Here is an 11,701-nt window from a genome sequence, read left to right on the forward strand (position 1 = left end):
AGCTGCCCCATTTCAAACCCACATCCGGCGCTCCACCACAGTGAAGACGGTAATCCGATCTCGCGTTGAGCACGTCTTTGCCGATCAGAAATCACAAACGTGACTGTTCATCCGAACAATGGGAGTCATTCGGGCCACGAAAGGGATTTGACTGACCGAGATCGACTATGAAATCCGTCGTTTCCTATTTCTGAAACGCATCTGTGCTGAAGCGTAGCAGTCGAAAGACACTTATTTGTGCGCGAAGCAGGCGCAAGGGGACATCAGGCCAGAGTACGGCCAATCAACACATCGGAACTCTGCAATCATCATCCAGCTGCATAAACAAAAGCTTCTTCGATCCCTCCAAGTTGACAATGAGATAGGCCGATACGAGCGCTCGAGTGGGCTATTTTTACGGGTTCAAAGCGGGATAGATCGGAGAAGATTCATTCGTGATGCTGAGCCTAGAGCGAAATTAAGCGAAAGAGCTGGTTCATACGCCGCGTTGGATATAGGGCATGACTGTAGAGAACAAGCAAAGTCGGTAGTGACTGAATTGACAAAAAAAGAGGAAAGTCCCTTTCGTCATAAATAACAGTGAACCGGATTTACCATTTCCGTTATCACGATGACGTACTGCGCTGTGGTAAGATACTCGCGCGTTTATGATCTGTGGGATATAATGTATCGATCTCGTTCTATTCAGCAAGAACGAGCAAGGGAGTATCGCCGATGATCGATGACAAGGGGCATCCTGTGCCGTGGCAGTCAGCCAATCATGTCTTGCTACCGCATTATAATCTCGGTGACCCTAAGGAGAGTCCTTGTCTTGCTCTGGTCAAGTACTCGTCGGAAAATTCCTACATCAATCTGGAAGATGACGTTCTTGTCTTTTCGATTCCGTCTCAGGGCAATCATTGCACTGAATATTGGCGCAGTGATTTGCGATCGGACTCCGTCAACAAAAAATCCGGACGTTTTGCGAACGGAGCCTGGACATCAGACGGCGACAATCTTTTTATCGCTGCCTACCTCGAAGATCGGGATATTCTGACTGATTCGGTGCAGGCACTTTACGAGGGTGTTCTGCGGCTCGTGGAAGCTCAAGGCTACAGGTCGATATATCGCATTTGGAATTACATCGGAAAAATAAACGAAGCAAATAGTCAAGGTCTGGAGCGATATCGCGATTTCAGTCAGGGACGAGCGATTGCCTTTAGCGACTTTGGCTATTCTCTTGACGATCTGCCTGCGGCGACTGCGATAGGGTTCGGTGACGGAGGTCTAGCTGTTTTTCTGATTGCCCATAAAGAAGCATTGACGGTTAATCTGGAAAATCCCCGTCAAATACCAGCATTTCGATACCCCACCCAATACGGCCCGCGTTCACCGTCATTCGCCCGTGCTACAATGCTTCACCAGCGAGACCGAGCGATCCTCTATGTTTCTGGCACGGCAAGTATTATAGGCCATGAATCGATAGTCTCTGATTTGCAGACGCAGATAGACAATACCAAAGACAACATTGAAATCATCATCGATCGCGCTCGTTCTGAACACGAATTCGAACGATGGAGCATTCAATCTTTGAAAGTCTATTATCGAGACGTCTTGGATCTTAACTACGTCAGGCCTGCTGTCCTGAACGCCTTTGCTCTGGCAGAGACGAATGTTGTTTTCATGCGAGCTGACATTTGTAGGTCGGAGCTCGACCTCGAAATCGAGGGCATTATCGAGTTCTTCTAGCAAGCCATCAGGGTTCGTCGCGTCTAAGGGGTAACTGGCGTGGGAGGCGAGGTGATGGGGTCAGGCTTCAAGCTCGCCTGACCCGGAGTCTCAATTGTCACGGGCAGCGAGGGCGGCAGCTCGAGCGGCTGCTTTCTCTTCGTCGGTCCAGACCTTACGCTCGCGTACCTTGGGCTCCTTGATCTTCTTTGCGGGACCGCCGCCAAGAACGGGCGCGCGCGCTGTGGAATGGCGTGCTTTTTCACAATGCCATTCATGATCTTCATGCACTGTCAGCGTACGGCCAATGGTGCGTTCCACATCGTGCAGCCAGGCGCGCTGTTCGGCATCGCAAAGGGTGATGGCCTGACCGCTGCGGCCGGCACGTCCAGTGCGACCGATGCGATGAACATAGGCTTCAGGAAGGCTCGGAAGATCGTGATTGACGACATGAGTGACCGTATCGACGTCAATGCCACGTGCGGCGATATCGGTGGCGACAAGGACACGTGCCCGACCTTCGCGAAACGCTTCAAGTGAGCGTTCGCGCTGACCTTGGGATTTGTTACCGTGCAGCGCCTCGGCCGTGATGCCAGCCTCTGTAATATGCGCGCAGACTTCGTTGGCGATGTTCTTCTGAAGCGTGAACACGACGGCCTGTCCGACATCCGGAGCGTTGAGCAGGGAGAGCAGAGCCGCCTTCTTGTTTGCTGCGTCCATGAACATGACCGTTTGCTCGATACGATCGACCGTGGTCGACGGAGGAGCAATCTCTACTTTCTCCGGATCAGTTAGCAGGCTGTCGACCAGAGCGGCGATGGATTTCGGCATCGTGGCCGAGAAAAGGATCGTGTGACGGGATGCGGGGGTCGTGGCGACGATCTTCTCGATGGGCTTGGCGAAACCCATGTCCAGCATCTGGTCGGCTTCGTCGAGAACCAGCGCTTCGAGCGTGGAAAGATCACACGCGCCCTGTTCGATCAGGTCGAGCAGACGGCCCGGTGCCGCGACGATGATATCGACGCCTTCCTTCAGCGCGTTGACCTGATGAAACTGGCTGACACCGCCGAAGATCGTGGTGACGTTGAAGTTGAGGTGACGGCCGAAGGTCTCGAACCCGTCCGCGATCTGGCTGACCAGCTCGCGCGTCGTGCCAGCACGAGCACGCGCGCACCGTTTTTGGGGGCAGGGCGGGGATCGGCTGCGAGACGGTGAAGCAACGGCAGTGCGAAGGACGCAGTTTTGCCGGTTCCCGTCTGGGCCATACCCAGCAAATCACGCCCCTGCAGAAGCAGAGGGATCGATTGCGCCTGAATGGGCGTCGGTGTCTTGTATCCCGCTTCGTTGAGCGCCTGCAGGATTGTGGGCGCGAGCGCGAGATCGTCAAACGTCGTGGTCATGATAAGCAAGCGCCTCCGGCGCATGAGATGAGTTGCGCCTTGGCGGGCATTCTGGGTTCGATCACGCCCTTGTGCTCATGAACTTGATCTACGTCAACGAATAAGCGGTTCCCTTGAGGTCTGATCAGAATATTTCGCTGCGTAGATCGTTTGCTGTCAGGGAAGTATCGAACATTTCCCTGAGGGAGCAGGAGCTCGTGAAAGAGCGAAGAATGGCCCAGATCTCATTTCCGATGTCGGGAAGCGACGATTTTTTCCGTGTCAGATCTTTCGCTGACGAAACAGCCAGTCGCGTGCTGCTTCGATGTAGAAAAACTTTCGACACGATCCCAGATGATCGACCCCGTCAAAAGTCAGAAACGTGATGTTGCCACCCTGACCGAGATAGTCGTTGATCTTGTGCGACAAGGCCTGCTGTTGGTCGATCGGGAAGATCGTCGCGGGGTCCAGAAGCTCGGTTGGGCGCGTGACCTTGCCGCCCGCTTTTTGCCAGACCGGAACGCATTTCTCGTTCCAGGGGGTTGCCTTGTCATCCTCGCTTCCGGTGATGATGAGCACGTTCTGATGGGCGAGAGATATCATATCGGCAGGTCTCTCCTGCCCTGCAATGACCAGTCCACCGGCAAAAGTGTCGGGGTGTTTTGCCATAAGCCAGAGTGAGGTCATGCCTCCCATGGACCAGCCTGTGCAATAGATGCGGTTACGATCGATCCTGAGCGTCTTGTCCTTGCGGTCGGCACGGTTCGGGTTGCCGAAATTCCAATGACCGTCGATGAGGGACTGGACAAGTCGATATGTGTTTTCGACGTCGTTCGTATGTTCCCAATAATCATTCATCGTGGTGCGTTCGTAGCGCGGGGTCACGATGACACATTCATGCTTTGCCTGGTTCTCGGGCAAGCTCCAGATCGTCGCGATGCATTGCTCGGTCAGTGTCTGGGCACAGGTACCGTCCGGACTGGTTCCCGAATGGGTGACGGCGAGCAGGAGCGGGTAGGCTTTTTTCTCCCCGCCGGGTTCGAGGAAGGATTTGGGAAGGAAAATACTGTATTCGAGATAAGTGGCGCGTTCATCGTCCCACCACCAATGATTCTGCTCCCAGGCATCGACGCCGCGTATGGACACATGCGTGCGTTTTCCTTCGGTGTTTGTCCATGATTTGGGACTTGGTGGATAAGCCGCTCCAGTATCGGTGCGAAGGGCGAATTTTTGGACAACCTCAATCTTATCGCTGTCGGTTGTCGGCAGGCTCAGATCGGGGTCGCGAGCGAATTCTGCAATGACAAAGCGGCCCTGAACGCTTCTGGCATCGGCGCGCATCGTCGACGTGGCGTTGGTATAGGTCGCGACCACCGCGCGGGGACTAGCTTTCTGATCGGAAGCATTCTTGTCCGGCTCCTGCGGCATGCCGGGAAAAAAGCCTTTCGCCGCAGGAACGACACTCAGCGCGAATGTTTCGGGCGTGATGCTTCTGGGATCGATCGACGTGTCATACTCGATTGCAACGCCGAAAACTTTCTGACCGCCCCCTGTGACTTCGCAAAGCGTGGTAACACCCTGAATACCGGGCCTGGCGTGAGTACGCCGCGTCGGGCCCTCAGGTGCCGAAGCGCTCATAAAGCCGTTCTGCGCACTTGCTGATGGTCCTCTCATCACGGTTGCCAAACCGCCGGTTAGTCCGACGCCCCCCAATAAGAGGCGCCTGCGCGTCAAACGAGCCATGTTTTCCCTCCATCAGGTCGGTCCGGACTGTCCTGGGCACGTATCAAAGTCGCGTTTTCTGCCGAAAAAAGAGGAAATTTGATTAGCGGGTCGAGGGAACACCGTTGAGGAGGTTTCCGGCGAGAGACGCAGCATAGTGCCTCTCCCCACGAACGCGGTCCGTGCACAAGGTAAATAGAGTACGCAGCGACGTGATCCTCGCGGTTAGGAAATGAGAGCGGGAGCGCTTGATTCGTATTGATAATGCAACTGAGAATCGTTATCAACAAACAAGCGCAAACATCGACGCTCATCGAGAAAAGTATCATCAATGTCGCGACCAGAACCTTCCGCACTCAGAGTGCGGTGTCTTTTCCTCTACGCCTTTACAGCGCTTGCAGGGAGTGCCGGGGACGCTCTCTGGACTACGAACGCACTTGCCGCGCCGTCAGAAGTCGCTTCGGAAGGCACCTTAAAGCCGCATCCGCAGGCGAAAATTTCCAAGGATGACAAGGTCAAGAAGGGCAAGTTGAATAACGGTGAGTCAATCGAGCGTATCGTTGTTGTTGGCCAGACGCTTGATCGCCTGCAGAATACAAACTCTGCCGTGACTGTTCTGCGTCATCTCGACGCCAGTGACTACCGCTCGCTTTACGATGTGGTGAACCGTGTTCCCAACATGATCGGCAATGCGGCGGACATTCCGACAATCCGCGGTATGACGGGATCCGGGGCAGCTGGTGGTATTTTTAGCCTGATGTCCGGAAGTCGCCCTCGGACAGCGACGATTATTGACGGTCTGCCCGAGACCTATTTCGGTCAGCGCTATGTCGATGCAGGCACCTGGATATGGATCAGGTCAGTGTTCTGCGGGGTCCTCAGGCCACGACCCAGGGACGAAATGCCATTGGTGGCGCCATCACCCTGAACTCGAAGGCGCCGACCCAGTACTGGGATGCTGCGGTCCGTGGTGGATATGAGAGTGCCGGAAGCAAGGGTGTCTTCGCGGGGATGGTGTCGGGGCCAATCATCAAGGATGAACTTGCCTTTCGCCTGACAGCCGATGGAACGCGGGGCGACAGTTATATTCGTTATCCCGGCAAAGGGTGGCCTTTTGACCCGTCCGAGATCAGCCAGACTTCCGTACGTGGTAAATTGCTGTGGACGCCAAAGGTTTTACCCAGGCTAAGCGTGACACTGATGGGCTGGCATCGCGAGCAGCATGGTGAATATCTCTATACCGCAAACGGCCCTGATCTTTTTCGATATCGCTTCGATAACCCGGATATGAACACGCGCGTGTCTGATTCCAGCATCGATCAGGCGAGCCTGCGGGCGAGTTACAAGATTTCTTCTGCGCTGACCAATGAGCTGACTTACGGGCATGTCTGGTATGATGCAGCGTTCACACAGTCCGATTATCTGGGCAGCGCAAACAGCCTTGGACATCTCAGGCTGACGGAACAGAACAATACGGTGGAAGATCGTCTGGTTCTGGCGCCAGAGCATAGTCGGTTCAACGGCGTTGCCGGATTTTACTACTTCAATCGCGATCAGAATATTCGGTCCGACATGGGCGTCAACGGCCCTGATTCAGAAAGGACATATGCGGGATACGTGGATGGAACGCTGCATCTTATTGCGGGGCTGAACCTGATTGCGGGTGCACGCGTGAGCGTGAAGAACAGCAGCGAAACGTTGCCATGTCATGGGGTAAGGTCGCTCTCAACGCGGGAACGACGATGTTTTTGCCCAAGGGCGGACTGAGTTACACGTTCACACCCGTGACGAGCGCCAGCTTCACGGTCAGACGGGGGTATAACCCGGGCGGCGGCGCGATCGACTGGGATAAGGGCACATATTACCAATACGGCAAGGAGACCGTGACGACCTATGAGCTAGGCGGCCATACGGAGCTTCTGCATCGCAAGCTCAGCCTTAACACGAACCTCTTTTATAACGACTATCACGGCTATCAGGATCTTCTGAACTATACGTTCGTCAACATTCCCCATGGTCGCAGCCTCGGTCTCGAACTTGAAGCGATCTATCACGTGACGAAGACCCTGGAGTTCTTCGGTGGGTTGGGCCTTCTGGATACGAAGATCCTGGACGCCCCTGCAGCGTATCAGTCCGTTGTTGGCAAAAAATTCAGCAACGCGCCGTCAGCGACGCTGAATATCGGTGTGGAGAAACGCTTCCACAACGGGCTGTTTATGGGCGCCAATTTCAACCGGGTTGGGAGCTATTCGTCTCAGGTCGAGAGTGGAACGGGGGTCGTTGGGGGGGACTATAATGTTCTCAATGCCAATATCGGCTATCGGACACGTCATTACGCCATTCGATTCTACAGCAAGAACCTTACCAACGAGCATATCCTGTATAGCGGTCGGACGAACTGGGCCGGTCTTCAGGCGCAGGTTGGGCAGCCTCGCGCCTTTGGTTTCACAGTAGAGGGTCGTCTCTGACCTTGTTGAAGAGCGACCGGGTCCGGGGCGATGGGTTACTTCGCTCCGGAGCCGATGGAGGGACATAGGCTCTTTAGCCACCGGGTCTGACACATCAAGCTTCTTTGGGTACGCCCGTAATGCTCAAATCAACTTTATTGAGTGCTGCGTGATACGTGGCGTCGGTGCTGCCCGCACGACACGGCCGATCAAGATCACGCAAAAGCTGTAGCGATGATGGGCCGTCTGCCCGTGCAGAGACAATTTCAACATCTTGGAACTCGAACAATCGCCGCGCTATAGGATAGAACGCCTTGAAAGCGGCCTCCTTCGCCGAGAAGGCCCGCTCGAAACAGACGCAACTGGAACAAGTGGTCGTGAGTCTGTCTTCAGCTGATCCCATGACAACACTGTGCGGCAGGCTGTAGAGATCCTGAGTGGCACGGCGTTCAATATTTAAGAATCTATTGTGATGAGGAAACAAAATATAATTTTTTCTCGTCTGTACTCAAATCGCTTCCAAAGCTCATCGCGCTGATCGATTCAGAGATAACAGTGGATTTCGACAATGTATGCCGTTTGGAATATTTTTTTGAGTATTAGATGAAATCGGATCCGGATTGATGATTAATTCGTTAAAACTTCGCGATATCGGTACGGTATTGGGTTTTGCTCTTGCAATATTGAGTAATTCTCGTATCGATCACCTTGTTCTCTCATAGCTGAGGGAAATTTTCTGTATTGATAGGCGACAACCGTCGGCCGCAACTCCAAACAACCGAGTAGTAATATTTAACGTGCGACGAAGTTCGACCCTTCGCCACACGCCCACCTCCTTCATCACAGGATGAATTTGATGACCCTTAATGAACCCAGACTACACATTGAAAGTCTTTCGATTTCCAAAGCGGGGCTTGATCTATTTCAGGTTGAACTAGAATACGCGGTGCCCCGCCCCAGAGTTGCTGAAGACGATGACATTTCCTTCGCGTCGGACGCAGAATGGGATGCTGCGGCGAGAATGTCCCTTCGCATTCAACTGCACACTCTGCCTGCGACGACGCTCTCCCAGTGGCAGCAGTGGCTTGCGCTTTGGCTTATGGAGCAGGCGCAAGCGTTCAAGGAAGAACCTGCACTGCAACACTGAGACGCTAAGGCCTGCGCCCGTCAGCCTCTGACCTCTCGCTGCCGGGCTTTTTCCCCAGATATTCCAGTCCAGTCAGAGTGAGATTGAGGGCCGTCACAATCAGCCATCCCCCGATGCGCCGATGAAGACTGCGCCGTAGGGAAAAGAGGCCAGCCAGTGTCCTGGCGCAGTGAGCGGCTCGATCAGCTGGAAGAACAAAATTCCAAAGAACGCGCCGTTGAAGATATCCAGCCTGGTCTCGTTCATTTCTCCTCCGATGATCGATGAGTGTCGCCCGATATCTTGCCCGTGGAGCGGGTTCGGGATCAGGATCAGAGGCGGTGTCGTCGGGCTTTGAGCCCTCGCGTAGAGAAATCGACCAGATAGAGGATGGCGCACCCGCAAAGCGCTGCGACATAGGCGGCGATATGGGCGTGATGGCCGAGAAAGGTGTCGCCTCTGGAGGCCTTTGCGAACTCTTGTGAGATCTGCACCGCAAACAGAGCGGCGAAGAAGAGATGTCCACGGGACAGTGTCATGACGGCTCCATCACATTCTGAAGCACGAGCCTAGCTTGGTATCGGATTCGTGACAAAATATATCATGTGCCGACCTTCAGTGACGCTAAGTCCGGAGACCGATTGTCAGCCCACAAGGCCAGCCTGCCGGGCTGACTTAAAACGGCGGCACGTTGAAAAGTGCCCTCAGATCACACATAGAATTGAACGATCTGGCAAAATCTTTCCATGGAAGAAGATATGGGCACTCGTCTGAGAAGGTTGCGCGACAAGGCCGGGCTCGGTCAGGCCGACGTATCCGCAGCGACCGGCATTGAGCGTTCCTATCTGTCCAAAATGGAGAGCAAGAGTCTTCCGACGACCTGGAAGAAGATGTGCGCTCTGGCCGATTTCTACGGCGTTTCCCTCGATTTTCTGCGGTTTGGGGTGCGTGCTCCAGTCGCAAAATCGGGTTGTAGCGTGATTGAGGACAGCACCGAGATCGGGCTGATCAGGGCATGGCGTGCGATGTCTGCTGACGAGCGCGATGCGCTCGATCTTCTCATGACCAAGCTTGGAAAACCCACCGACGGCATCGATAGCGGCACGGCGTAGGGTCTTTTCGTTTCGGGTCTCTCAGCGTTCCTGCGCGAAGGAATTCGGAACAAAAAGCGAACGCAAACCTCAGATCCATCAGCCTATGGTCACGATCCAGCGAAAACCGGACCCGAGCGAGAGGTTTTGTGCCCTATAGGCACATCCATGCTTGACCCCATGTGCTTTGAAGGCACATTTTGCACGCCTCTTGGAAAGAGGGAGACGCTTGATGGCACCCTTACAAAAGGCGTGGATTATGCCCGTCGCGCGGCATGGCAGTGCCGAAACCACGCTTCCGGCCCTTCTTGACGAAATGCGCCTCGTAGCCGACCTGACGTTCGGCCTGTTTCCGATCAGGACGACGCCACGCCTGCGGTTGAGAGACCTTGAGCGCGTCTCCGGCTCGATTGACGCGGTGCTTGGCCTGCGCTGTGCCTCTGGTCTGCTGCGGTCCGTATCTCAGACAGGTGACGCGGCATGACCGAGGGGGCCGTGAGGGTTGTCGTGGTTCTGGCGGTGCTGGGGGCGTTTCTGACCTGGCATCTGGTGGGCGTCATCCGCCATTATTTGCGGTGCCGCGATCTGCGCGCGCAGATGCGGGTGCTGGACAGGTTGCTGAAGCCGGAGGAGAGCCTTGGCACGATGAAGGATGGTGAGGCCCCATGAGCCTAGCCCCACGTGAGACGGAGGCAATGCCTCCGACGCAGTCAGCCTGACGCACGTGCGGCGCGGTAGGAGGAGCGACGCTCCGCCGACCGACATTCTTTAACGGGTGAAGAGCCGTGCGAAGGTGTTTTTCCGCACTTATTTTCGCGCTCTCCGAGAAGAGCGCGAAAACAGTTTCGCTTAGGTGATGCGTTGTTGTGCGAAGCGGGTAGCGTCTTCGAAGAAGCTGAACAGGAGGCGTATCTGGGGGCTGTTTTCGTCGGCCTCGGCATTATGCAGATAGGGCGGCAGATAGAGCTGGATGAAACGCGCCTTGGCGTCGAGCCCCTCGGGGGTGACGGCCCTGATCTCGGCCAGGGCTGCTAATTGAGCGTCGAAATGACAGGTGAGGGCGAGATACTCCTCATCATTCAGCTCATCCGCGTGGTCCTGCAGAAGCTGAGAGGTGGCGCTGGCCTGCGTGAGGCGAGCCAGCAGCGCGGCATCGGTGTCGTCGGACGCCTTTGCCGACGATGAAGGTGTGCCGTGCGGCGCGACAAGGGGCAGGGCGGCAAGAAGGGAGAGGACAGCACGTCGAGTTGTGCTAGAGGAGGCGTCAGCCTTTGGCATGGAGGTATGTCCTTGCTGGAGGTTAGGCCGAGCGGTGGAGCTGGAACTCTCCGCTCGGTCGATACGTAGCATACGGTACGTACGGGGTAAGTCAATGAAATTGACGGTTCCTACGTAGCTGGCGTAGTTACGACTCATGGAAAGAAAACCCTCCAGATTCGAATTGCGCCTCCCTCCGGAACTTGGTGATGAGATTGATCAATGGCGGCGAGGACAGCCCGATTTGCCAACGAGAGCAGAAGCCGCGCGCCGTCTGATTCAGATCGGACTGGAAGCAGCAAGAGAAGAAAAGCGTTAGAAAAAGTGAATTTACCCTCACCCTCTGCTTAAATGGTTTTCTAACATCGCCGGACTCTTGCTGGCGTTGTCACCCTCACGAGCGCAGTTATTACGTGATAGAGAGTATCGATACTCTCGGCGAGACGCATAAGCTCCAAGGGGAACGCTGACAAACTCTGAAGCATATCTATATGCCGGGCGAGGAAATCTCAGGCGGCTTCCATTTGTACAGCCAAATAAGACCCGAGCAAGATATAGGTGACATCTGAGATACGTGGCGCGACGGTAATCGACTCAGTCCTCACATTAGATCGACAAAAAAGAGAGTTTTGGTGCGAATATCTTCCCTTGATCGCTATGTCGATGATGTGCCTCATCGCGGTACTATTTCGGGATGAGTAATATAATTAAAGGCACACAGCCTGGTGTGAGGGATCTGCTGTAGGGTTTTCCACCTATCCAGCGTCTTTTACCATCTGAAAATACAAGCGCTCCCGGAGCAGGCTGGTTTCCTAGGAACCCGCAATGGGGCTCCTTGTCCCTAAATGGGCGGGTAGCTGATAGTCGGGTATCAGGAGTGTCCGGTTATGGCGGACACCGTCGTTCGCGCAGGCCTAAGCAACTTATCTTCCGGTCCTTAAGATTCAACGGCGCGGCTTTGGTAATTTAGGA

Annotated in this window: 13 protein-coding genes and 2 pseudogenes; 9 read left to right on the top strand and 6 right to left on the bottom strand. The window is 54.8% G+C overall.

The window, feature by feature from the left end; translation table 11 throughout:
- Positions 1-7: 7 nt before the first annotated feature.
- Positions 8-217 (top strand): annotated as a pseudogene (locus JCM15831_RS22950) (IS5/IS1182 family transposase); the annotation flags it as partial.
- Between the two features lie 497 nt (positions 218-714).
- Entirely contained in the window at positions 715-1,728 is a 1,014-nt protein-coding gene (locus tag JCM15831_RS18885) for a chorismate transformation enzyme, FkbO/Hyg5 family (protein WP_025824531.1), read from the top strand.
- Positions 1,729-1,818: 90 nt separating this feature from the next.
- On the opposite strand, the pseudogene JCM15831_RS18890 reads toward JCM15831_RS18885, so the two are convergent.
- Positions 1,819-3,107, bottom strand: a pseudogene (locus JCM15831_RS18890) (DEAD/DEAH box helicase).
- Between the two features lie 261 nt (positions 3,108-3,368).
- On the bottom strand, positions 3,369-4,724 hold the full coding sequence (locus JCM15831_RS12500) for a prolyl oligopeptidase family serine peptidase (protein WP_306301851.1): 1,356 nt from the start codon (positions 4,722-4,724) through the stop codon (positions 3,369-3,371).
- A 415-nt stretch (positions 4,725-5,139) separates the two neighbouring features.
- Here JCM15831_RS12500 and JCM15831_RS12505 point away from each other — a divergent pair, with 415 nt between their 5' ends.
- Genes JCM15831_RS12505 through JCM15831_RS12515 form a run of 3 tightly spaced genes read left to right on the top strand, consistent with a single transcriptional unit; the run spans position 5,140 to position 7,276 of the window.
- Entirely contained in the window at positions 5,140-5,736 is a 597-nt protein-coding gene (locus JCM15831_RS12505; RefSeq protein ID WP_035774474.1) for a hypothetical protein, read from the top strand.
- Positions 5,658-6,575, top strand: a complete 918-nt coding sequence (locus JCM15831_RS12510; protein WP_035774475.1) for a TonB-dependent receptor — start codon at positions 5,658-5,660, stop codon at positions 6,573-6,575. Before JCM15831_RS12505 ends, JCM15831_RS12510 begins: the two co-directional genes overlap by 79 nt.
- The gene (locus tag JCM15831_RS12515) at positions 6,512-7,276 is read left to right on the top strand and encodes a TonB-dependent receptor (RefSeq protein ID WP_084490695.1); all 765 of its coding nucleotides are present in this window, start codon (positions 6,512-6,514) and stop codon (positions 7,274-7,276) included. Before JCM15831_RS12510 ends, JCM15831_RS12515 begins: the two co-directional genes overlap by 64 nt.
- Positions 7,277-7,370: 94 nt before the next feature.
- Here the strand turns inward: JCM15831_RS12515 and JCM15831_RS24060 are convergent, their stop codons facing one another.
- A complete protein-coding gene (locus JCM15831_RS24060; RefSeq protein ID WP_373277652.1) occupies positions 7,371-7,658 on the bottom strand; it encodes a 4'-phosphopantetheinyl transferase superfamily protein in 288 nt (95 codons plus the stop codon).
- A 453-nt stretch (positions 7,659-8,111) separates the two neighbouring features.
- On the opposite strand from JCM15831_RS24060, the gene JCM15831_RS12520 reads away from it, so the two are divergent.
- Positions 8,112-8,402 carry a hypothetical protein gene (locus tag JCM15831_RS12520; RefSeq protein WP_025824536.1) on the top strand — a complete coding sequence of 97 codons (291 nt, stop codon included), beginning with the start codon at positions 8,112-8,114 and terminating at the stop codon, positions 8,400-8,402.
- Positions 8,403-8,501: 99 nt separating this feature from the next.
- Here JCM15831_RS12520 and JCM15831_RS21635 read toward each other — a convergent pair whose 3' ends face one another.
- Together JCM15831_RS21635 and JCM15831_RS12530 are read right to left on the bottom strand one after the other, a co-directional pair.
- The gene (locus JCM15831_RS21635) at positions 8,502-8,648 is read right to left on the bottom strand and encodes a hypothetical protein (RefSeq protein WP_156938885.1); all 147 of its coding nucleotides are present in this window, start codon (positions 8,646-8,648) and stop codon (positions 8,502-8,504) included.
- A gap of 65 nt (positions 8,649-8,713) precedes the next feature.
- On the bottom strand, positions 8,714-8,920 hold the full coding sequence (locus JCM15831_RS12530) for a hypothetical protein (protein WP_025824537.1): 207 nt from the start codon (positions 8,918-8,920) through the stop codon (positions 8,714-8,716).
- A gap of 219 nt (positions 8,921-9,139) precedes the next feature.
- On the opposite strand from JCM15831_RS12530, the gene JCM15831_RS20465 reads away from it, so the two are divergent.
- The 3 genes from JCM15831_RS20465 (at position 9,140) to JCM15831_RS12545 (ending at position 10,141) form a co-directional block, all read left to right on the top strand.
- The gene (locus JCM15831_RS20465) at positions 9,140-9,493 is read left to right on the top strand and encodes a helix-turn-helix domain-containing protein (RefSeq protein ID WP_198024329.1); all 354 of its coding nucleotides are present in this window, start codon (positions 9,140-9,142) and stop codon (positions 9,491-9,493) included.
- A 211-nt stretch (positions 9,494-9,704) separates the two neighbouring features.
- Positions 9,705-9,956, top strand: a complete 252-nt coding sequence (locus JCM15831_RS12540; RefSeq protein WP_156938886.1) for a hypothetical protein — start codon at positions 9,705-9,707, stop codon at positions 9,954-9,956.
- Complete coding sequence (locus JCM15831_RS12545) at positions 9,953-10,141, top strand: hypothetical protein (RefSeq protein WP_025824540.1); 189 nt, start codon at positions 9,953-9,955, stop codon at positions 10,139-10,141. Before JCM15831_RS12540 ends, JCM15831_RS12545 begins: the two co-directional genes overlap by 4 nt.
- 180 nt (positions 10,142-10,321) lie before the next feature.
- Here JCM15831_RS12545 and JCM15831_RS12550 read toward each other — a convergent pair whose 3' ends face one another.
- Positions 10,322-10,750: a hypothetical protein gene (locus tag JCM15831_RS12550; protein WP_025824541.1), complete on the bottom strand. Its 429-nt coding sequence runs from the start codon at positions 10,748-10,750 to the stop codon at positions 10,322-10,324.
- Between the last annotated feature and the right edge of the window lie 951 nt (positions 10,751-11,701).

The organism is Asaia astilbis JCM 15831, assembly GCF_000613845.1.
GTDB lineage: Bacteria > Pseudomonadota > Alphaproteobacteria > Acetobacterales > Acetobacteraceae > Asaia > Asaia astilbis.